Below are 20,575 nucleotides of genomic sequence, written 5' to 3' on the forward strand. Positions count from 1 at the left end.
CGGTCCTTTCCTCAGGCGATCAGGTTGAGCGGCACCATCTCGGGCTTGAGTGGTGCGTTGATGGCGCCGCTGGTGATGTTGCCGATGGCGGTGACGGCCTTGGCGTTGACCACCGCGATCGAGACTTCGCCGCCGCGCACGCGGTTGGTGCCGATCACCGCGGCCGTGGCCTTCAGGCGCACCGCCGCCGTGCTGGCGTTGGCACGCAACTCGCAGCGGTTGTCGCTGAACAGCAGGTCGCCGGCGGCAGCAGCGTCGACGGCCGGCACGCGCCCGCGTGCAACCAGCACGTTGCCGAGAATCGAGGCACTCGAACCGGGCGGCGCCACCGCAGCGCCGGTGGCTGGATCGACCCCGGCAGCGGGACCAGGGCTGACGAAGGCACGCTGACCCAGCAGCACCAGCGTGCGCTGCTCGTCGACGCGCACGGCGGAGTAGCGCGACAGGCGCGACAGCGTGCCGCCACCCACGCCCGGCTCGTTGATGTCGAGGGCGTACCACGCGGTGCCGCTGGGCACGCTGGTGAACTGGGCGTCGCGCTCGACGTGATTGTGGTGCACCTCGGCCTGCTCGTAGGGCGCGCGCAGCGTGATGCCGGCCGCCGTGCCTCCGAAGTCCTCCTGCGGCGCCACTTCGGTGATCTCGTTGCCGCCGATGCGCGCACGCCGCACCGCCAGCGCGGCGATGCCGGCGATGAGTTGCCTGCCTGGCGCCGCACCCTGGCCAATCTGGCGCAGGATGTTGCCGCTGACGGTGGCCGCGTCGGTGCGCACAACCGCAATGCCGAGGATCTCGCCCGGCGGGCCGACGGTGGCGCTGGTCGCCAGGCCGATGTCACGCAGGTGGTTGTTCTCGATCGACACCGACCCGGCGCGGGCGCCGTCGGTCATGATGATGCCGTGGCCGCAGCGCGTGACGACGTTGAGCTTGACGATAAGGTCCTGCACCGGGGCATTGATGATGATGCCGGCATCGACGAAGCCCTCGATCTGGTTGGCCAGTGCCTGGGACTGATCGCTGCCGCCCTTGTCCAGGCCGGTGGTCAACGCGATGCCGGAGCCGCTGGGCGCGCGCTCGCCGTCGTATGTCGCGCGCAGCTTGTTGGCCTCGATCCAGACGCCGTCCAGCGCACAGCGGATGCCCGGGCCGCGCACCTGCAGGCTGTTCTCCACCACCCGCAGGCTGGCGCCGGGCAGCGCCAGGCCCAGCGCCGAAAACCCCACTTCGTGGGTGCCCAGCACCTGATTGCCGCTGAGGCGCGTCTCGAACGCGTGGCCCACCAGGCCGTCCAGCTTGACCGCGCTGTCGCGGCAGGCGAGGACGTTGTCGTCGATGCCCAGCAGCGCCGTCAGCAGCGCCCTGGGCGCCTTCTCGTCCTCGGGCTCGAGCGCGCGCACGCCATCGGGTGCGAGTAGCAAGTTCTCGCCGATGGCCGCGCCCATCACCACGCCGCCGAGCGCGATCGCCGCACCCCGCGCGTCGGCGCCACCCAACAGCGCCACCGTCAGCCGGCGCAAGGCCAGGCCGAGCACCGTGCGCACGCTGATGGCCGATGTCCGGCCGAGCGAGATGATCGCCAGCGCGTCGATCGCAATCGCCAGGCTGCGCTCGACGATGAAGGCGGTGCCGGCGCAGCCGATGACGGTCGCGGGTCCCTGGCCGGTGATGCGCAGCGAGCGCGCCGCGGCAATGCGCACCGGCTCCTGCAGCAGGTACTGGCCGGCGTGCAGGCATACCGTGCCGCCACTGTCGCGCAGCCGGTCCACCGCCGCCTGGATGGTGAGCTGGCCGCTGGCGTGCGATTCAGGCGTGACGCATTCGCCGCAGCCGCAGTCCGCGCCGCCGCCCCGGGGCGGCCAGGGGTGGCGGCAGTCGGTCACCATGCCGGCGGCCACATCCCACAGGCCCAGGCGCGCGTAATGGTGGTGGATGCCGCGCGGCGGCGCGCGATCGAGCAACTCGACCGACGCATCGGCCGTGCGCGCGGCGAACGCCCACCAGTCGCCGGCCCGGAAGCCCTTGCCGGCCGCACCGCCGGTGCTGTCGAAGCGCACCGTGACGCCGTTTTCCAGCAGCAGCGTGGTGCCGGCCGCCGGCACCTGAATCAGGCCGGTGGAACCGGGCGCGTCCAGATCCTGTACCTGCACGGGCGTGCCACTGGCGTCAGTGCGAAAGATCCTGCCCTTCTGGTCCCAGCGACGCACGCGCAGCTTGCGCACGGCGGGGAGACTGCTGTCGGGGAAGCTCACGGGCAGCATGGCGGCGGGCAGCGCCGGGCTGAAGGCCATGCGCCGGGTGGCGTCGTCCACCATGACCTTGCGCATCTCGCCACCGGCCTGCGCGAACTCGCGCGCGTCGTCGATGATCTCCACCCAGTCGCCGGTGTTGATGCGCAGCACCTCGTCGCGGCCCAGCGTCTCGAGCTCGAGCTCGGTTGCCGAAATGATGCTGCTCACGCGGCTGCCGACGCTGGCGTTCTCGCGTGACCACTTGAAGGTGGCGCCGCCCCCGGGCTGCCCCGGGTCGTGGATCTCGACCCGGTACAGCTGGTTCTCGAGGCCGCGGTAGCCCCCGGTTGGCGGCAGCTCGCAGGGGTCGTCGGTGGCCGCCACCTCGAAGGTGCCGGTGGTCAGCACACCGGTCGAAGGCGCGATCACGCCGGCCCAGCCGGGCAGCTCGCCATCGGGCGTGGCGCAGCTGGCGTTGCCGGCATCGTCCGCCAGCACGCGCACCTGCCACACGGTCTGCAGGCGCGAGCTGGTTTCCACGGCGACCGCGCTCTCCACCAGATCGGGCTGCTCGAGGTGCGTCAGCTCTCGGCTCCAGACGTCGAGGTAGATCAGGTGCCGGCCGCCGGTGGGCAACGCTGGCGGGCTGGGCAGGAAGGGCTGACGCGCGTAGTCGATCGGGACCATGAACCTCGGCTCGGCCAGCAGGTCGTCGAACGCGTGCTGCGCGGGGTCGCTGCTGGCAGCACCATGGTTTTCGGCCAGCAGGCCATCGACGTACAAGCGACCGCGGCCGATCTGCAGCGCGCCGGCCACCATGCTGATCTTGAACGCGTCGGGCGTCGTCGCGGACACGGTGGCGCGACCCAGCGTGTCGCTGGCCAGCGCGCGCAACCGGCGATCAAGGATGGCGACCAGCTCGTTGGCGTCGGCGTCGAGCAGCACGCCGCCCTGCTTGAGTTCCACGCCGGCATAGTTGCGCAGCGGGTCGAGGCGAACGCGTGAGAAATCGGCGGCCATGGCGGTTCTCCGGGGTGCGGTACTAGGTCTCGTAAAAGATGCCGGCGTGCAGGCCGAAGCGCAGGTACTCGTCCAGGCGGATACGCAGGTTGGTCTCGCGCAGCGGTTGGAACAGGGCGTGCAGCACGCCCATCTCGCTGCCGTCGCTGGCGCCGGCGCGGATCGCCGCGTCGGTGGCGTGGCGCAGCTGGGCGTAGCCCGGGTCGCCGTAGCGCAGCGAGGTGAAATGCGGCAGCACGCCCGGGTGCAGCGCGTCGGGCTGGCACTTGAAGCGCCGCGGCGTGATCGACCCAGCGGGCACGAAGCAAAAGCGCATGCAGCCTTGCTGCCGGCGCTGCACCAGCACGGGCGCCAGCCAGGTTTCCCCCGGCGCCGGCCCACGCCGGGCAAAGAACACGCTGTCGGAGGCCAGCCGCATCAGCCGGGTATGGACCTTGCCGATCAACGTGCACTCGCTCACCGTGAGCTCGGCGCCGGCGCTGCCCGCTGCATCGGCGGCCAAGGCGACGTTCTCGGGCGCGCCGGCGTCGACGACGCTGTCCTTCAACGTCAATGTGGCGCCAGGGACGGCACGGATCGGGCCGGTGATGCAGCGCTCCAGCGTCACGCGGGCGAATGGGTGCTCGATCAGCAGGCTCGTCGCGCCGGGCGCCGCGGCGTCGCCGCTGGACTGGAGCGTGCGTCCCGGCACCAGGGTGCAGTCACGCAACACCAGTTCGCGCGGCTCGTCGTCGGCCGCGGCGGGCAGGTGCAGCAGGCCTCCGCTGAACACCAACCCGTCGATCACCAGCCGGCCGCGCGCGCCGATGGCCAGCATCACCGTCGCGCTGGCCGCCACGAGCGGCCGGGCCGGATTGGCCGCCGCCACCACCACCGTGAGCCCCGGCGCGCCCGGCGTGAGCACCGCGTCGACCTTGAACACGGGCGTCTGTGCATAGGTGCGGCTGTCCTGGATCACCAGCCGCCCTCCGCCGGCAATGGCGTCGAGCTGCGGCTGCAGGGGGTTGCCCTGTTCCACCGCGCGCTGCGCGGCCAGATCGGCACCTTCGAACATGCGCTGGTACTCGCCGCCGCCGATCGCACGCGCCTGGCCATGGTGGAAGGTGGCCAGCAGCGGGCCGTCGGCGGCCGCCCCCAGAAGGACGCGCCCGCGCTCGGGGTCGATGCCGATGGTGCCGGCGGGCACGCCATCTTCGTGATTCCAGCCGATCACGTTGCCGCCGGCATCGACGAGGTCGCGCAGGTCGCACACGCGCACCTGGGTCACCGACAACGGCGTTGGCGGGTTGCCGGGCTTGAACAGGGCGATGCTTTCGCCCGGACCGTAGTCGTCGTCCAGCCGCGCGTCGGGCGCGGGCACTGCGCTGGCCTGCGCGGCGCGCACGGCCAGCGCCATCAGCCGCACCGTGAGCGGCTGTGGCACGTTGACCGGCTCGGCCAGGTGGCTGATGTCATCCTCGGTCCGCGCGCGGCGAAACAGTCGCAGGTCGGCGCCCAGCGGGTTGACCCGGAACTTGCGACCGCTGGCATCGCCGGCGTCGGGCGTGAGCGGCACGAGGCTCAGCCGCAGCGCCAGCAGCCGCCACAGGAAAATGCCGACGTTCGGGATGTTGTACCTGCCCGATCCGGCTTCGGACCGACGCATCTCGGCCGTGTGCGCGAGCCGGTTGAACGCGCCGCCCCGCTCCAGCAGCGCGCGCGGGCGACGCAGATCAGCCGTCGCCGGCGCATGCAGGCGCAGGTGCTTCATGTACTGCGTGGTCGCGAGCTGCTCGAAGAACTCCACCGCGCGCGCAGGCCAGTCGGTCAGGTCCTGCGCCAGTTCCTCGAGCATCAGTGCCGTGCCCTTGCGGCGCCGGAACGCGATCGTGTGTCCGATCTCGGCGCGCGGCGACGCAACGCGTGGCGACACGCCGTGCAGCGGCCGGTAGCCGATGAGGTCGCCGATGTAGGGGGCGACCCAGGGGGCGCAGGTCTCGATGAACTGATCGTCGTAGAGTTGTTCGAGGTTTTCTTCCAGCGCGGCGAACTCCTGCGCGAACGCGGCCAGCAGCGCGCGCAGCGGCCCGCCCCGCTCGGCGTCGCGCTGGCGATAGACGGCAGGCAGCAACGCGTAGAGTCGATCGGCGGTGAGGCTGCTCATGTCATTTCCTCCAGCCGGTCGAACGGACCGGGATCGAGCGTGAGCAGCTCGGCCGGCCAGGCCGCGTCACCCTGGACCCGCATGCGCGATGCCAGCAGCCGCAACTGCCTGGACACCTGCGTCTGCGCCGGCGGCCGGGTGCCGCCGTAAAGCCGTGTCAGCTCGACCGCGATCACGCCGGGCACGGCCTGCGCCACGGCGATCACTTCGGACTGCTGCACCGGCTGCGCCAGCTCGCGCGCGTCGAAGGCAAAGCGCGTTCGCAGCGCGGCTTCGACCGCGCCGAGCACGGTGTCGAGGGCGTAGTCCGGGTCGCGCCGGACCCTGAGCCCGACACGGAAGAGGCTGGCCTGATACGCCAGCAGTCGCACCGCCACTAAGGGGTCGCCGTGGGTTTTCAGCGCGTCCAGCAGGTGCTGCCACACCGGACTGGCCGCGGTCAGCGCCTGGCCGCCCGGCCCCGCGATGGTGATCGCCACCGTCTTGCCCGCGGGCAGGTCGAGCACCTGCGCCTGCGCCTTGGCGACGCCGCTGAAGGCGCGCGCGAAGTCTTCGTAGTCGAGCAGCGACACCGCCCGGCCCAAGGTGCGCGTGAACAGCGGCATGGCACGGCGCGCAGCCCCCGGCGTGTCGGGGTCGGTGCCGCCCTGCGCCGCCAACGGATTGCTCACGCTCTTGAGCCCGAGCGGCCGGCTCATCAGCTGCGTCAGCTGGTCGGCGCGAACGTTGCCCTCGACGCCCAGTCCCTTGCGATAGCTGGCGCGTACGTTATGGGTCCCGGTGATCGGGCGCGCGCCGCTCCTGCCATCGCCGAACATCACGAACCGACGGCCCTGCTCGTCGGTTTCGACCGTGTAGGCGCGTTCGGTGGCCGCGGCGCCGTGCATCGTCGCGCGTTCGTGCCAGGCGATGTCGCCCACGCGCACCGTGAGCTCGGCCGCGGCGCCGAGCGCGTTGTCGGCGCTGCGAAAGCTCAGCGGCAACTGCTTGAGCTCGAAGCGCTGGAACGCCTGGCTCGCGTCGCCGCTCCCGAGCACCTGGGCCACCGACTCGCCGTGCGAAGCCAGCACCACGTTGGCATGCACGACCACGCTGGCGCGCGCCAGCGGTGCCGGCAGCGGTGGTGCGATTTCGAGCTCGCAGCGCATGGTGCCCAGCGCGTGCGCCTGGACCAGCGTCGCCTGCACCACCACGGCCTGCCCGTCGCTGGCGCGCGCACCACGCACGATCAGGCGGCGGCCAGCGAGCAGGCCATCCGCACCGACCGCAACCGGGACGCGATTGCCGCCGATCTCGGTGGCAACGGGATAGTCGGCAAAGGCGAGCGCTTCGGATTGCGCAAACACCACGGTCTCGCGCACACGCTTCTGGAACTGCGCCGCGTAGTTCTCGCCGCGCAGCCGCAGGCGGCTCACCTTGCCCGACAGCGCAAACTCCGCGCGCGACACCTCGGCCACATTGGCCACCCGATACAGCTCGACGCAGGTGCCGCGCGGCGCCGGCTCGGCGGGATAGTTGAATCCGCCCTTGGCGAGCACCACGTAGCTGCCGTTGCCCACCTCGGGATAGGCCACGTCGGTATCCAGGTAACCGCCATCCGCCGTCGCGCCCGCGGGCGAAAGCACGAAGTTCGGCCATTCGCCGACCAGATGGCCGCTCGAGTCTTTCCCGCCAGGGTAGTTCCCGCGGAAGTCGGTCGACATGCTGCCCCACATCGGCGCGTTGTGGCCGAAGGCGGCGGCGCGCTTGCGCAGGACGTGGATCTGCGGATTCTGCGTGCTGGGGTGACCGAACGGGCTGATCGAGCCCAGCCCGCGCTGCCACTGCACCCGGGTACGGTCAGCTTCGGGCTGCAGTTCGATGCGTTCGACGATGCGCAAGTCCCAGTTGTCGTTGTTCGGGTCGGCGAGGTATTCATCGCCCAGGATCAGCAGTGCGTCGCCAGGCTTGAGGTTGCTGCGCACGCCGGCGACATAGGTGAAGGTGTCGCCCCGGCGGGGCTTGATGGCTTCGGTCAGCCACGGCCGCATGCTGTTCCACGCCGGGCGTGCCTCGGCCAGCGCCTCGACGGTCTCGAAGGTCTGCGGCTTTTCGCCCGGACCTGGGACGCTTTGCACCTTGAGCCCGGCGTCGAGGCTCAGGCGCTCGGGCACGCCGGTGACGAAGTTGCCGGGCTCGGGCGGCAGCGCTGGCGGCGCCGTCGGAGGTGTTTCAAGCGCGAACGCCAGCCAGGTTTCGGCCGCGACGCCGGGACGCAGGCGGTAGCCGATCAGCTTGCCCAGCTCCTGCACCGATACGCGTTCGAGCGCGCTGCGCAGGTACGACTCGCTGGCGATGCGCTCCTGATAGAACGTCAGCACGTCGGCCGTGCAGGCGAACGCATCGATCAGCGCCATCGTGAAATCGTCATCTTCGCGCGTGCGCAGACGCGCCAGCGGCGCAAAGCGCGACGAGGACAGCGCCGCGTGCAGGCTGGCGCGAAACTGCGCCCAGTCGCCGATGCGGTACGCAATCGCCGACAGCCCGCCACGATTGGCCACGCCCCGAGGCGTTTGCGCGGCGATGCCATCGCAGCAGCCGCAGGCCTCGCTGCCGGGCGGTTGCGGCGCCAGCTGCGGCTTCAGGTCCGGGACGGGCGGGCTCATTGGCCACCTCCTGCGCGGAGCTGCATGGTTCCGCGATCGCGGAAGTTGGGGTTGTTGGCCAGTTGCGCGATCTCGAGCCGGTCGACGGCAATGACGCCGCTCGCGAGCGTGGTCGGGTCGGGGTCGACCATGCGCTGGAACACCTCGGGTCGCACCGCCTCGACACCTTCCACCGCCTGCGCCGCTGCGACGATGCGGCTCAGGTACACCGGCTGGCCGAAGCTGAAGTTGTCCGGGTGGAACACGCCCAGACGGCCATCGGGCAGCACGTCGCTGGACAGCACCTGCTGCACCGCCTGCAGCACCTGGGCGCGGAAGTAGCCGGGTTTCACGCAGACGTGCAGCGCCACTTCGAGCGGCACGTAGCGCGGCCCGTCCACCTCGAGGTCGTAGCCCGCCATGCGAAAGCGCTCCAGGTGCCGGCGCAGCCGGGCCGCGAAACCCGCATCGACCGCACCGCCGCCGAAGCGGTCCGCGGTGACGAACACGGTATGCCAGCTGCCGGTCCAGCGAAAGCTCGCCGCCGCGCGCTGCACCTCGGGCCGGCGCTCGGCGGCGGCCGCGTAGTCCTCGGGCGTGACCGCCCGCTCCTGGGTGAGAAAGGCCTGCGGCGCATCGCGGCGCACCGCTTCGACGTCCTCCGGATCAACGCCGCCGGCGGCCGCCAAGGGGTTGCGCACGGCGTCGAAGGCGCCGACCATCGGTGTCACGACGTGGGCGATGGCCTCGGCGCCGACGTTGCCGGCAACGCCGTTGCCGACGCGGTAGCTGGCCACGAAGCGGGTACCGGAATCGGGCCGCTTGCCATTGGCGTCGTCGCCAAAGCGCAGGCGGGCAATACCATCGTCATCGACCTCGACCACGAAATCGGCTGCGTCGCCGGTGCTTTCCAGCAGGTCGCGCCGCGGCGTCCAGGCTTCAACCACCGCGCCCAGCGTGCCGACAAGCGAAGCGATGCGCGGCGTGGCTTCGCGCGCGGCGATGGCGAGCAGCGCGCTCGCGGGCCACCAGGCTTCATCGTCCGCGATCGGCACCGCCAGCAGTTCGTCCAGCGCAAACCCGTGCGTGAGCGGCGCCTGCGCCAGCGTCGGGCGATAGCGCGGCGGCACCGGCTCGGGCTCGGATTGGTCGCAACTGCCGCTGGGAACGGTCGGGGCCAGTTGCAGCGTGGCCTGCGGCACGCTGCCAAGCGCTTCATCCGCGATGCTCAGGCCGTGGTCGGCGAGCACGACGTTGCCGCGTGCGACGCTGATCGCCAGGCCGGGCCGTGCGGTGACTGACAGGCACAGCGGGAACGGCAACGCGTCGGCGGCGTCCCAGGCGATCTCGGTCACGTCGCGCGCCGCGTTGACCGGCGGCTGCTCGAACAGGCCGCCCGCCGGATCGCTGGCAAAGTACACCTGCGTCAGCCGCACCGCCCAGCGATGGGTGTGGTCGGCGTCCTCGGCCGCGAAGGTCGTCGGGCTGGCCACCTCCTCGAACAGCAGGAAGTCACCCGCTTGCAGGCCCGTCACGTGGGTGTGCAGCGTCGCACGGGTGCTGCCGCGCGGCAGGCAGCAGCCCTGGTCGCCCCAGGTGTAAAAGCGCAATTGGTTGCGATCCTCATCGAGCGTGGCGTCGTGCGCGGTCTCGAACACCAGGGCGCCGGCGGCAAGGGCGCCGCGCAACGCGGGGCTCGCGGGCGGGATCACCACGGCCAGCCCCGGGATGCGCGTCAGCAGCCGCGTGCCCCTGGGCAGCGCCACGGCGTGGCCCGAGACGTCGAAGTGCACGAAAGCGCGCGCGTTGCAGCCTTCATGCATCCGGTAGTCGACCAGCCGTGCGTGGCGACGCACCGAGATGCGCCGGCGCGCGGTGCCGAGATAGGCTTCGTTGGCGATGGCGTCCTGGCGGTACGAGAGGTTGTCGGCGGCGTAGGCCAGCAGTTCGACCAGCGCCACGCCCAGGTCGGCCGCAGAACGCTCCTGCCAGCCGGGCACCAGCAGGCTCATGCGGTCGAGCATCAGACGACGCAGGCCCTGGTAGTCCTTGGCCAGGTAATCGATCTCGGGCCGGACGCTCGGGGCGGGCGGACAAGTCGGCGCCTGGGCGCAGTCGAAGTCCGACCGGCACTCGACCTTGAACGAAAACGCGATGCTCGATAGCCTGGGATCGAAGCCTGCCGGCGGCTCGGCGCTGCCGGAGTTGGCGACAATCGAGAGTCGGTAGGTCGAATGATCTCCGCTGCCGTCGGTGCGAACCACCAGGGTGCGCGCCAGATCGTCCACGGTATCGACCAGGCCGGGCTCGGCCAGCGATGGCAGCGCGGTGGCCGCCGCGCACCACGCCACGCCGACGGTGGGAATGCGCTCGCCACCATCGATCCTGAGATTGTCCGGTGTGAGAGCGAAACCGCTGCGCAGCAGGCGCACGAACAGCGTCTGCTGGCGCGGCGCTCCGGGTGGCGACGCCTGGTCCAGCACCTCGATGAACTCGATCGCATTGTCGCTGCCGCCTTGTCGGATCACCTCCAGGCGGCGCGCGTCGCAACATTGAAAGCGCGTGCTCATGGGTTGCCCCCCCGCGCGGTGAAGCTCGCGCTCTGCGTGCTGTGATCAAGCAGCACCGTGTAGCGGACGTTCACGCGCAGCGCTCCGTCGTCGTCGAGAGTCTCCACGCCGTGCACGGCGATCAGATGGCCGAGATGCTGCTGCAGCGCCGCCTGCACCAGCATCTGCGTGGTCGCGGCCAGCGCGCTGCTGTTGGGCTCGAACACCAGCGCCAGCAGGCCGCTGCCGAAATCCGGGCGCATCACGCGTTCGCCCGGCGTCGTGAACAGCACCTGTTCGATCAGGTCGCGAATGTGGTCGTCGCGATCGGTCGCGCCGGTGCGGCCGCGGCCGTCGAAGCGGTAGGGGAAGTCGAGGAAGTCGGCCATGGCGGATTCGCTCGCATCGGCTCAGGTCGCCAGCACCCGCGTCTGCGCCGCCACCGGAACCATCGGCGTGCCGGTGGGCACGCAGGTGGACGATCCGGCCATCGTGGCCAGCGGCGCGCCGCCCGCCAGCACGCGCGCTGATCCGGTGAGCCATTGGCCGGTGACGCAGGGTGGCGTGGACGTGCCAGCGAGCGCGCAGCCGGCGATGGCATAGGGGCTGGTCAGCGTGACCGCCGGCTGGCCCGACAGCAGCACGCGCGCAAACGGCGCCGACGGCGTGGCCTGGCCGGCGTGCGAGCACAGCACCGTGGCGCCGAAATGAAGGACAGGGCCAGGCATTTCATCCCTCCTAGATCACCGTCAAGGCGCCGAGGTTGACGTCCACGGTCGGCCCGGTCATGTTGATCACCGCGCCCTTGCCGTTGGAGATGACGATGCCGACGTCGCTGACCGAAATCATGGCCCCGGTGGCGGTCTGGATCAGGATGCCGCCCGTGGGTCCTGGCACATCGCTGATGACCAGGCCGTTCTTCAGCGGCGTCTGCAGCGTGATGCCGGGCACGGCGGGAGGCACGAGGTGCGCCAGCACCGGCACCTCGGCCGCGCTGCCCCAGAAGCCGCCGACCCAGATCGGGTAGTCGATGTCGCCGCGCTCGAACTCGACCCACACGCCCGAGCCCGGGATCGGCACCGTGAACACGCCGTTGTTGATTCCGGCCAGCGGCACGCACGGCATGGCCCAGGTGCCGGGCACGAAGCCGGCGGCATCCGGAACGATGACCTGGACGCGCCCGATCTGCAGCGGGTCGACGTTGTTGACCACCGTGCCACGGTACTTGCCAAACAAGGGTGCGCTGCTCATGTCGGAACCGAAGGAAGCGTTGAAATCAGGCCGTTGCGCACCAGCGAAAAATCCTGCCTGTAGGAGCCGCGCTCGATCTCGTGCGTCACGCTCTTGACGTAATACAGGCCGTCGAACGGCAGTCCCGCCCCGCGCACGCCGACCAGTTGGCGTGACTTGAGCAGGCGCCCGTAGCGGGCGACGTCGAGCGAGCCCTGGCCGAACACCGAGTCGCTGTGCTGGCCGGCGTAGGCCAGGCCCTTCATCAAGGCCTGCGCCGCCCCCAGGTGCGCGGTGTCGGCGAGCTTCACGAGGTGCTGCGGCAGCGGTGGCACGAGGCCCAGCGGCGGGTTCAGCGGCGTGACGTCGGGGATCGGGACCGGGATCGGTGCCTTGCTCACGCTCTCCTGGAAGAAGACGATCGGCATCGCCCTGGCTTCCTTGTCGAAGCTGAACGAAAGCTGCTCCACGTTGCTCTGCGCGTCCATGTTCATGGTCAGCGCCGGCTGCGCCGCACCGACGCGGATCTCGGGGCCCCAGTACGCCCTGGAGGTGCCGGGCGTCGGTCCCGGCTCCAGATAAAACACGTAGCCTGCCTCCCCGGCCAGGCGTTTGATGTAGGCATAGTCGCTGCCGCGCTGCTGCGGAACCTGCTGCATCGGCAGCGGCGGGATGTCGAGGATGCTCGGGATCACCATCGGGATCACGCCCAGCGCCGCGTACTTGGCCAGGCACAGCAGCACGCGCCCCGATGGCGGCATCGCCGGATACGGGATGCCCGGCAGTTCGATGATGTCCATCAGCGCCGACAAGTCCTTGCCCTTGACCACCAGCCTGGCCACGCCCCCCTGGCCCGGCCGGGTTTCGACGTGGGTGGCGACGCCGTCGATGATCGAGTCGGCGCGGCCATTGATCGTGACCACCAGCACCACGCGGATCAGCGGCACCGCGCCGCCACCGGTGACCAGGAACAGCGTGCGCAGCGGCGAGCGCGCGGGCAGCTCGAACGTGAGCTCGAAGCCGCTTTGCACGTCACCCGAGCCGCTTTCCACCCTGGCGTGCACCAGCGACTCGACCAGCTCGCGCGGCGCCGCCATCGGCACCGGGCCGATGTGAAGCGATAGCTGGACTCCGCCCTGGATGGTCGCCATGGCTCGGCCTTTCAGGCTCCCGGCGGCAGCGGGATCGCCACCCGCCGCCCCAGCGTGTCGGTCAGCTCGAACGGGTCGATCACCGCGTTGGCGTCGGCAAGTCGCCAGTACAGCTCGGCATCGCCCAGCGTCTGTGCCGCCAGCAGCTCGGGCCGCTCGCCGCCGGCGACAATGTGCTCGGCGACGATGGCGATGTCGCGCCGCCGCGGAACGAAGCGCCGCAGCACGTAGGCCACGCCGGGATCGCCGGGGCCGCGCAGATGGCGCCCCAGCGGCACGCCGTGGTAGCGGCTGTCGGGGCCGAAGGGGCTGGAGGGGATCGCACCGGCGTCGATCAGCAGTTGCACCGGGTCGGTGGTCATGTTCGTGCTCCGGTCATGGCAGGTTGCCCACGCCCAGCGCCGCCAGCGTGGCGCCGCCGGCCTTGCCCGCAAGTGCCTCCCGCGTGCGCAGGTGGCTGATGAACATCGTCCCGCCCTTGTGGCGAAAGCCGAGGTCGTCGGTGCTCATCGCGCGCAGCCCCAGCGATACCTTGGCGCGCAGCGGATTGAGCGCCGGGTCGAACGCTTCTTCGGTGATCGAGAAATCCGTCACCCGCACCGGCACCACGCGATCCTTGCCCCACACGAACAGCACCAGCGGCGCCTCGGGCGGCAGGATTTCCAGCGTGCCTCCCTCGCTTCGCGCCGCCACCTGGAGCATTTCGTCGACGCTCGGGTTGACCAGCGTTTCCAGGATCGCGAGCTGCGGCGCGATGCCGTGCGCCACCACCTGCGGATGGTCGCCGGGAAACTCGAGCTGGTCGGCGGCGTCGATCTCGGCCTCGAGCTTGAAGGTCTCGATCGCCGGGCCCTTGAGGCGAAACGGCTGCGCGCGCTCGCCGCCGCCATCGCCGCCCACGCCCTGCACCTGGTAGCTGCGCGACAGCGTCTCGGGGTTGTACTGCAGCGCGATGGTGCGCCGCACCGGGCCGCCGCCGGGGGCCAGCACGACGAGGCCGCCCTTGATCAGCGGGGGAGAATTCGCGAGAGTCATCGGCGCCTCCGAGGTGCTGCTGGAGCCTGAACGGTGATGGTGACGGCCGGCAGGCCGGCGGAGATGTCGGCCTGCCACCTCGACTGCGCCCCGGCGTTGCAGCCGTGATTGGTCTGGTTGTCGTAGAGACGCTGTTGTGCGTTGAGCGTGCGCCGTGCGGCTGCAAGCAGCGCGTCGAAATCGGGCGTGGTGGCGAGCATCGCGTTGGCCTTCTTCGCCATCTCGCAGGTCAGCTTGAAATGCCATTGCTCGTGGTTCAGCAGCCGCGCCGACTCCGCGAGGCGAGTGGCGTTGCAGTCGGCGCCGACCACGGTAGTGCACTCGTCCGCGGTCGTCGCGCGCGTCCCGGCGGCGCGCACGCTGGCCGCACATCCAGGAACTGGCCCGGGGTCCATGCGAAAGCCGGTGTTGCCGCGCGCAAAGTCCGCGCGGCAATCGCTCGCGATGGTCGCGCAGCCGTTCACCGCAGGGTCCCCCGCCTGGCGACCCGCTTCCCTGCGCACCCACGAGCCAGCGGGATCGAAGAACGCCTGCACACCGCGGGCCGGCTGGTCGGCCGGCGCCCACGGCGGCTTGCAGCGCCGGTCGGCGATGTTGATCTCCCGCTCGCGCAGGTCCGAACTAGTCTGGGCGCTGAAGCCGCTGCGAACGTTGCGGTCGGCGAAATCGGTCCAGTCCAGTGCACGGTCAGGATCGCATTCGGCCTTGTCCGCCGGCGCGCTCTTCAGGCATTCGCGCACCAGACGGTCCTGCGTGCGGATGGCCTCGGCCTCGTCCTTCTCCGGCCACCCTCCCGGAAAATCGTCCCAATCGAGGCGCTGCAACCACAACCGACTGCGCTGGACCGTGGCGGCCGCATGTTCCCGCGCGTCCTCATCTTCTCCCTTTCGGAGGCCCTCCGCTCTCGGCTCGCCCATGATCGAGCGGCGCTGCACCACCGAGCGTTGCTGCAGCACGTGCGTCAGCTCATGAGCCAGCAATGCACGGCCAGCCACGGAGTTCGGCGCGTACTGGCCACTGCCGAAGACCACGTGCTCGCCCACGGTGTAGGCGCGCGCGCGCACCTGCGCCGCCGAGCGGGCGGCGGCCGAATCGCCATGAATGCGCACCCGGCGGAAGTCGTGGCCGAAGCGCGGCTCGAAGAAGGCGCGCGTGCGATCGTCCAGCGGCTGGCCAGCCGAGGCAATCACCTGCTCGACTTGCGCTGGCGCCATCTCCACCGGACCGGCGGCTGACGGCCGACGCGCAACGCGCTGCACGGCCAACGGGGCCGTGGAGGCCGCACCCGTGCCGCCGGACATCACGCGCGCCGCGATCGCATCGGCCTCGCGTTCGAAAGCGTCGTCGGCGGCTCCGATGGCGAGCTTGGCCTGCAATCCCGCGGCCTTGGCATGGCACTCCTCGCATTGATTTTCTTTCGCACCGGACCCGCAGGCGCAGCGGCGCTGCAGGCGTACGTAAGCCTGGGCGCTGTCCGTCGTGGCTGGTGGGACGACAGTGGCGTGCTTCATCGAGCACCTCCTCCATCACGGATCCACCGCTCGTGGACGGCCTGCGCGATGGCCTGCGCGGCGGCCTCGATGGCGTTCGCACCGCTCGGCCGGAACGCCGGCCTGTCGCTGCAGCGCTGCACGATCGCGGCTTCGATGGCTTGTTCAAGCCGGCCCGCGGGCGGCCGGGCGCCGCCTTTCCAGACCACGCGGCCGATGTGCACGCGGATCGTTGGCGGTTTCATCCCAGCGCCTCCAGCAGCGCGTCGCCCGGCTGGCGCTCGAGCTTGGCGAATTCGGCGCGCACAGCCTGCGCGACCGCCACGGCGTCAATGCGGCCGCTGCCGGCCGCCGCGATAAAGGCCGCACCCAGCGCGATGCTGCGAATGCTGCCGCCAGCCAGCGGCAGGCGCCCGAGGCGCTCGAAGTCCAGTGTCGCCAACGGGGCGGCGAGTGGAAAGACCTGGCGCCAGATCCGGGCGCGCGCCATCGCGTCGGGAAAGGGGAACTGCAGCACGAAGCGGATGCGGCGCAGGAACGCCCGGTCCAGCGCGCTCTTCATGTTGGTGGTGAGGATCGCCAGGCCGCGATAGGCTTCCACCCGCTGCAGCAGGTAGGAAACCTCGATGTTGCCGTAGCGGTCGTGGCTATCGCGCACCTCACTGCGCTTGCCAAACAGCGCGTCAGCCTCGTCGAACAGCAGCACCGCGCCGCTGCTTTCTGCGGCGTTGAACAGCTTCTTCAGGTTCTTCTCGGTCTCGCCGATGTACTTGCTGACCAGCGTGGCCAGGTCCACCTGATAGAGATCCAGCCCGGCCTCGGCGGCGATGGCCTCGGCCGCCATGGTCTTGCCGGTGCCGGACTCACCAGCGAACAGGGCGGTCAGGCCCTGGCCGCGCGGATGCCGCTCGCCGAAGCCCCATTCACGGTACACGAGCTCACGGTGGCGCAACTCGCCGGCGATGCCTCGCAGGGTGACGAGTAGCGCCTCGGGCAGCACGAGGTCATCGAAGCAGGCGACCGTGGGCAGGCGCAGGGCAAGCGCGTCCAGCCCGCCGCGCGCCGCCTCGCGCGCAGCCCCCCACACGGCCGGTGCGCGCTGCGCCGGGTCCATGGCATCGAGACGTGCGATCAGGCTGTCAGCGGCGGCGGGGCTGAGCCGAAACTGCGTGGCCGCGCACGCCAGCGCCGCCTCCAGTTGCCCGTCATCCACAGCATCGTGGCCGGCCCGGTTGCGCCAGTGGGCCACCAGGGCGGCGCGGGTCCGCACGGCATCAGGGGCCGGCAGGTCAAAACGCAGGACGCGGCGCGGATCCGGCTGGCCGGCCAGCGCCGGGTCCGGCGGGCCGAGCCACAGCAGCGCGCTCTGCAGATGTCCGACGAAGGCGCGTGCGGTGGCGTCGGCGTTCGGGCTGTCGGGCGCCAGAACCGGCAGCGCACCAATCAGCGCGAGCTCGCGGTCGACGCGGCGGGCTGTCGCGGCCAGCACAGCAGAGTCGGCCGGCAGGTCGCGCGCCTGGATCCACAGGATAGTCGTACCGAAGCGTGCGGCGGCGGCAAGTGCAAATTCGCGCTGTGCGGCCGCATCCCCGGTTTCGCTGTGCAACGCGACCAGAGGCCGGCGCAGATCGGCGCAGCTCAGCGCCAGGACGATGCGCTCGAGCAGCGCCTGGTCGGTCGCATCCACGGCCCGCGGAGGAACCAGGTCGATGCGGCGCGCCACGCCCAGCAGGCGCACATCGTCGGCCGCGACACCGATGATGAAATGCAGCATCCGCTCATCGATGCGCAAGGCCGCCTGCGTCGGGAGCGCTCCGGCCTCTGGCTCCAGCAAGCGCCAGTGACGCAGTGGCGCGCGTGGCGACAGGGCGTCCCAGTGCGGCTGGGTCAGCAACTCCAATGCCAGCTCGAAGTTGGGGCGCGGACTGCGGCTGCCACTGCGCTGGAGCCAGGCCTCGCGCACACCGGCGTCGAGCTCGACACCCGCTGCGAGCAACAGCAACTCGCGTTCAAAGGGCGTGAGGGCGAAGACTCGCGCGCAATGCAACAGCGCAGGGCTGAAATCCGACGGCTCCTGGTCTTCGAGCGTGTCGGGCACCGGCAAATCCAGCGCTGACGATGCAAGACGCAGGCGCAGGCGCGCGAACGCATCCGCCAGCCATTGGCGGTTGCGCTCGGCCCAGGAAGGCACGGACAGGGAAGCATCGGCACGGGCGTTCATCAGGGCACCGTCACTTGCTGCGTCGGATCGAACACTGGCGCCGCGCCGCTGCGGTCGAGCAGCACGCTGTCGGTGCCATCCACGCGCAGGCGCAGCCAATGCGGGCCGCTCGCGACACTGTTCGGGAACTCGAACACCATCGGGTCGGTCGCCGCCAGGCGCGGCCCGGCAACCGATTCGGTGCCATCGAGCATCAGCGTCGCGCGCTGCTGCGGCCGCACCTGCGGCCGCGCGAAGAGCGTCACCGTCACCCGCGGCGGCACGCCGCCGCGCACGATGCTGGCCGCCGGCAGGCCCAAGGGTGCGTCGGCGGTGATCACCGGCGCCGGCGCCAGCAGCAGGGGAACCGCGTTGGTTTCGCGCGGGTCGGTCTCGCCGGCCGGCGTGAAGCGCACGGTGAGCGACCATTGGCCGGCAGGGTAGGCAGACTGCGCGGCAACGTCGTCCGGCAGCGTGAAATCCAGCGTCGTGCCCGCGGCGTCGGGGCTGGACGGCACGATTTCCATCGGCGTGGTGACGAGCCGGTGCGTGAGCCGCACCCGATGGCCACTGCCGGCCAGGCGCACGCCCGTGATCGTGACCGGCTCGCCCAGCCGCGCACCGCTTTGCTGGTGCTGCGGTTCGGCCGTGAACAGCGTCGGCAACGGCGGCAGCAGGTCGGCGTTGACCACCACGCCACGGTCGCGGTGGGTGAGCGGATCGATCGGTCCGCGCGAGAGCACCGGCAGCGCCCTGACACCGGGCTTGCGGCCCTCGATCAGCACCACCGACACGGAGTACGCGGTCGAGGGCCGGTAGTGGGTCTGGATGGCCGACCACAGTCTGGACATTTCGTCGCTGGTCATGGCCGCGGGCGTCACCTTGAGCAGTTCCACCTGGTCGGCCAGATCGCTGGCCGCGACCGCCTGGAACGCCGGCGGCAGCATGCTCACGTCCAGCGGACTGGGGTTGAGCGCGCGGCGGATCGCCGCGCGATCGAGCACCGGCCGTTCGTGCAGCAGGTGCATGGCGTAGCCGAGCAGGATTTCGGCCTGGAAGTCGGCGCGCGCGTAAGCGGTGAGCAGGTAATGCAGGTCGAGCGCGAGCGGCGCGTTGGTGAGCCGCTCGCCCGAGACGGCGCTGCGCGAGGGCAATTCGACGTTGCGCCAGCCTGGGTTGGGCGTGACCTGGTGGAGAAACAGGTTGAGCCGGGGCGGTTCCTCCGCGTTGTCGAGATTGATCGTGTCGGGCGCGACCGCGCTCACGTTGACGGTGGTGCCGATGGCCGCACCGGCTTCGACCAGTCCGTTGTCGAGCAGGTTGCGCAGCACCGCGCTGACGGCGCCGATGGCCAGCGGTGAGCTCATGGCGTGCCTCCGCCCGACGATCGTTCACGCTGGCGCAGATAGTCACCGAGCGATACGGTGGACGGGCTGCGGCGCCGGGATTCGACGCGCGGCTCGACCGGCTGCGGCGACGGCACGCGCACGTCGACCCGGTCGATCGTGACGTGCACCACGGTTGGCGCATCGGCAGCGCGCTGTGGGGCGATACGTTGCGCCACCACGGTTTCACGCAGCGGCGCGCGGACGCCGGGATCGGCACGCGCCTCGGCGGGAGGCAGCACCCGATGGACCGGCGGGCTCGCCTCCGCGACCGGCCGAAACGCGGGCCGCGGAGACCCATGCTGCGTGGACCCGACCGATTCGGCCATGTGGCGCGGTGGTTCGAGTGACGGGGAGCCGATGGCGCCCACGGCGCCGCGCGCCGCACTGCTCGTCTGGCGCTGCGCGGCCGCCTCCGGGACCGCCCCCGGGGCCCCTGCCGCCCCTGGAACAGCGGGCCGGAATGGGCGTTCTCGCGCGTCCACCGCGGAGCGCCGGACCAGCGGACTGGAGGGAACGCCGGCCAAGTGCATCGTCGTTCGCGGCGTGGCAGCATCCGGGCGCTGCCGCGATGTCCGGGACTGCGTGTCGGCCGGAATCTCCGACACCTGTTCGACCAAGGGTTCCGGTGCCCCGCTGGCCGCGAAGCGCGATGGCAACGCGGCATGCACGCCGGGCGCCGCGGCACGCGCGCTCGGCGCCAGCCGCGCCAGGAACGGCAACGATGCGGCGGAACAGACCGGTCGCTCCATCACCCGGCTCCCACGAGTTGCAGGTAGGCCGCGCGCCGCGTCGGGCTCAGCGCCAGCACCTGCGCTTCGCTCCAGCCATAGGCGCGCGCCAGCACGTCGACATCGAGCAGCAGGCGCTCGGCGCGCGACTGCAGCTCGCTCCACAACACGGCGCCCACGTCCATGAACGCCGCCCACGACAGCGCGCATTCCGGGCAGTGAAGCTCGAAGCTCACGCTGGCGCCGCCCTCGAGCGCCTCCATGCGCCGGGACAGCGCTTCGGCCACGGCTGCCGGCAATTCCTGCGGTGCGCAGGTCGCGCCATCGTCGCGCTCGCAGCGCGACACACACCGCTGCAGCAGTGCCAGCACGAATTCCTCTTCGTCGCGTGCGTGCTCCGACACCACTCGCACGTCGGTGGCGTTCGGCAGGCGGAATTCGACGCGCCAGCCCGCGGCCTCCATCTGGTGCATGCGCGCCGCCTCGGACGCGGGTTGCAGGGCTTGCGCCAGCGCGTCACAGTCGATCGGGAACTCCGACACGGCACCACAATGCGGGCAATTGCAGCGCAGCGGCTGCACCCGGCCGAACAGGCGCGAGCGCAAGCCCATCAGCGCAGCGTTGCGCGCGCCCAGCGAGGTGGGCGGATCGCCCTCGGCCGCGGCCGCGGCCAGCAGGGCATCATCGCGATCGGCGGGCGCCACGCCGGCGGCGCGCTCCCACAGCGCGAGCAATACGCCTGCCGCGCCGGTGACCGCGAAGGCGTCGTTCATGGCCGCTCGCCCCTCG

16 protein-coding genes are annotated in these 20,575 nt (G+C 71.0%); all 16 read right to left on the reverse strand.

What is annotated here, in order from left to right:
* Positions 1-11 precede the first annotated feature (11 nt).
* Genes PKA16_RS02775 through PKA16_RS02850 form a run of 16 tightly spaced genes read right to left on the reverse strand, consistent with a single transcriptional unit; the run spans position 12 to position 20,559 of the window.
* Entirely contained in the window at positions 12-3,248 is a 3,237-nt protein-coding gene (locus PKA16_RS02775; RefSeq protein WP_324400170.1) for a DUF6519 domain-containing protein, read from the reverse strand.
* Between the two features lie 22 nt (positions 3,249-3,270).
* A complete protein-coding gene (locus PKA16_RS02780; RefSeq protein ID WP_324400172.1) occupies positions 3,271-5,391 on the reverse strand; it encodes a hypothetical protein in 2,121 nt (706 codons plus the stop codon).
* Positions 5,388-8,036 (reverse strand): putative baseplate assembly protein, encoded by a 2,649-nt coding sequence (locus tag PKA16_RS02785; RefSeq protein WP_324400174.1) that lies wholly within the window; start codon positions 8,034-8,036, stop codon positions 5,388-5,390. The genes PKA16_RS02780 and PKA16_RS02785 overlap by 4 nt, the downstream gene beginning before the upstream one ends.
* Positions 8,033-10,585: a putative baseplate assembly protein gene (locus PKA16_RS02790; protein ID WP_324400176.1), complete on the reverse strand. Its 2,553-nt coding sequence runs from the start codon at positions 10,583-10,585 to the stop codon at positions 8,033-8,035. The genes PKA16_RS02785 and PKA16_RS02790 overlap by 4 nt, the downstream gene beginning before the upstream one ends.
* Positions 10,582-10,953 (reverse strand): GPW/gp25 family protein, encoded by a 372-nt coding sequence (locus PKA16_RS02795; protein ID WP_324400178.1) that lies wholly within the window; start codon positions 10,951-10,953, stop codon positions 10,582-10,584. Before PKA16_RS02795 ends, PKA16_RS02790 begins: the two co-directional genes overlap by 4 nt.
* A gap of 21 nt (positions 10,954-10,974) precedes the next feature.
* Positions 10,975-11,292: a hypothetical protein gene (locus tag PKA16_RS02800; RefSeq protein WP_324400180.1), complete on the reverse strand. Its 318-nt coding sequence runs from the start codon at positions 11,290-11,292 to the stop codon at positions 10,975-10,977.
* 10 nt (positions 11,293-11,302) lie between these two features.
* A complete protein-coding gene (locus PKA16_RS02805) occupies positions 11,303-11,815 on the reverse strand; it encodes a phage baseplate assembly protein V (protein WP_324400182.1) in 513 nt (170 codons plus the stop codon).
* On the reverse strand, positions 11,812-12,945 hold the full coding sequence (locus tag PKA16_RS02810; RefSeq protein WP_324400184.1) for a hypothetical protein: 1,134 nt from the start codon (positions 12,943-12,945) through the stop codon (positions 11,812-11,814). Before PKA16_RS02810 ends, PKA16_RS02805 begins: the two co-directional genes overlap by 4 nt.
* 11 nt (positions 12,946-12,956) lie before the next feature.
* A complete protein-coding gene (locus PKA16_RS02815; protein ID WP_324400186.1) occupies positions 12,957-13,307 on the reverse strand; it encodes a Base plate wedge protein 53 in 351 nt (116 codons plus the stop codon).
* A 13-nt stretch (positions 13,308-13,320) separates the two neighbouring features.
* Positions 13,321-13,980, reverse strand: a complete 660-nt coding sequence (locus PKA16_RS02820; protein WP_324400187.1) for a hypothetical protein — start codon at positions 13,978-13,980, stop codon at positions 13,321-13,323.
* Positions 13,977-15,491 carry a DUF4157 domain-containing protein gene (locus PKA16_RS02825; RefSeq protein WP_324400189.1) on the reverse strand — a complete coding sequence of 505 codons (1,515 nt, stop codon included), beginning with the start codon at positions 15,489-15,491 and terminating at the stop codon, positions 13,977-13,979. Before PKA16_RS02825 ends, PKA16_RS02820 begins: the two co-directional genes overlap by 4 nt.
* A complete protein-coding gene (locus PKA16_RS02830; RefSeq protein ID WP_324400191.1) occupies positions 15,488-15,715 on the reverse strand; it encodes a hypothetical protein in 228 nt (75 codons plus the stop codon). Before PKA16_RS02830 ends, PKA16_RS02825 begins: the two co-directional genes overlap by 4 nt.
* Positions 15,712-17,691, reverse strand: coding sequence for an ATP-binding protein (locus PKA16_RS02835; protein ID WP_324400193.1), 1,980 nt, complete (start codon positions 17,689-17,691; stop codon positions 15,712-15,714). Before PKA16_RS02835 ends, PKA16_RS02830 begins: the two co-directional genes overlap by 4 nt.
* Positions 17,691-19,037 carry a DUF4255 domain-containing protein gene (locus PKA16_RS02840; protein ID WP_324400195.1) on the reverse strand — a complete coding sequence of 449 codons (1,347 nt, stop codon included), beginning with the start codon at positions 19,035-19,037 and terminating at the stop codon, positions 17,691-17,693. Before PKA16_RS02840 ends, PKA16_RS02835 begins: the two co-directional genes overlap by 1 nt.
* Positions 19,034-19,807, reverse strand: coding sequence for a hypothetical protein (locus PKA16_RS02845; RefSeq protein ID WP_324400197.1), 774 nt, complete (start codon positions 19,805-19,807; stop codon positions 19,034-19,036). Before PKA16_RS02845 ends, PKA16_RS02840 begins: the two co-directional genes overlap by 4 nt.
* On the reverse strand, positions 19,807-20,559 hold the full coding sequence (locus tag PKA16_RS02850; RefSeq protein WP_324400199.1) for a hypothetical protein: 753 nt from the start codon (positions 20,557-20,559) through the stop codon (positions 19,807-19,809). The genes PKA16_RS02845 and PKA16_RS02850 overlap by 1 nt, the downstream gene beginning before the upstream one ends.
* Between the last annotated feature and the right edge of the window lie 16 nt (positions 20,560-20,575).

Origin of the sequence: Ottowia sp., assembly GCF_035325765.1 — a bacterium.
GTDB lineage: Bacteria > Pseudomonadota > Gammaproteobacteria > Burkholderiales > Burkholderiaceae_C > Ottowia.

Excerpts from the sequence above, each read along its gene's own strand:
- PKA16_RS02775 (WP_324400170.1), bottom strand. The coding sequence starts at position 3,248 with ATGGCCGCCGATTTCTCACGCGTTCGCCTCGACCCGCTGCGCAACTAT.
- PKA16_RS02780 (WP_324400172.1), bottom strand. The coding sequence starts at position 5,391 with ATGAGCAGCCTCACCGCCGATCGACTCTACGCGTTGCTGCCTGCCGTC.
- PKA16_RS02785 (WP_324400174.1), bottom strand. The coding sequence starts at position 8,036 with ATGAGCCCGCCCGTCCCGGACCTGAAGCCGCAGCTGGCGCCGCAACCG.
- PKA16_RS02790 (WP_324400176.1), bottom strand. The coding sequence starts at position 10,585 with ATGAGCACGCGCTTTCAATGTTGCGACGCGCGCCGCCTGGAGGTGATC.
- PKA16_RS02795 (WP_324400178.1), bottom strand. The coding sequence starts at position 10,953 with ATGGCCGACTTCCTCGACTTCCCCTACCGCTTCGACGGCCGCGGCCGC.
- PKA16_RS02800 (WP_324400180.1), bottom strand. The coding sequence starts at position 11,292 with ATGCCTGGCCCTGTCCTTCATTTCGGCGCCACGGTGCTGTGCTCGCAC.
- PKA16_RS02805 (WP_324400182.1), bottom strand. The coding sequence starts at position 11,815 with ATGAGCAGCGCACCCTTGTTTGGCAAGTACCGTGGCACGGTGGTCAAC.
- PKA16_RS02810 (WP_324400184.1), bottom strand. The coding sequence starts at position 12,945 with ATGGCGACCATCCAGGGCGGAGTCCAGCTATCGCTTCACATCGGCCCG.
- PKA16_RS02815 (WP_324400186.1), bottom strand. The coding sequence starts at position 13,307 with ATGACCACCGACCCGGTGCAACTGCTGATCGACGCCGGTGCGATCCCC.
- PKA16_RS02820 (WP_324400187.1), bottom strand. The coding sequence starts at position 13,980 with ATGACTCTCGCGAATTCTCCCCCGCTGATCAAGGGCGGCCTCGTCGTG.
- PKA16_RS02825 (WP_324400189.1), bottom strand. The coding sequence starts at position 15,491 with ATGAAGCACGCCACTGTCGTCCCACCAGCCACGACGGACAGCGCCCAG.
- PKA16_RS02830 (WP_324400191.1), bottom strand. The coding sequence starts at position 15,715 with ATGAAACCGCCAACGATCCGCGTGCACATCGGCCGCGTGGTCTGGAAA.
- PKA16_RS02835 (WP_324400193.1), bottom strand. The coding sequence starts at position 17,691 with ATGAACGCCCGTGCCGATGCTTCCCTGTCCGTGCCTTCCTGGGCCGAG.
- PKA16_RS02840 (WP_324400195.1), bottom strand. The coding sequence starts at position 19,037 with ATGAGCTCACCGCTGGCCATCGGCGCCGTCAGCGCGGTGCTGCGCAAC.
- PKA16_RS02845 (WP_324400197.1), bottom strand. The coding sequence starts at position 19,807 with ATGGAGCGACCGGTCTGTTCCGCCGCATCGTTGCCGTTCCTGGCGCGG.
- PKA16_RS02850 (WP_324400199.1), bottom strand. The coding sequence starts at position 20,559 with ATGAACGACGCCTTCGCGGTCACCGGCGCGGCAGGCGTATTGCTCGCG.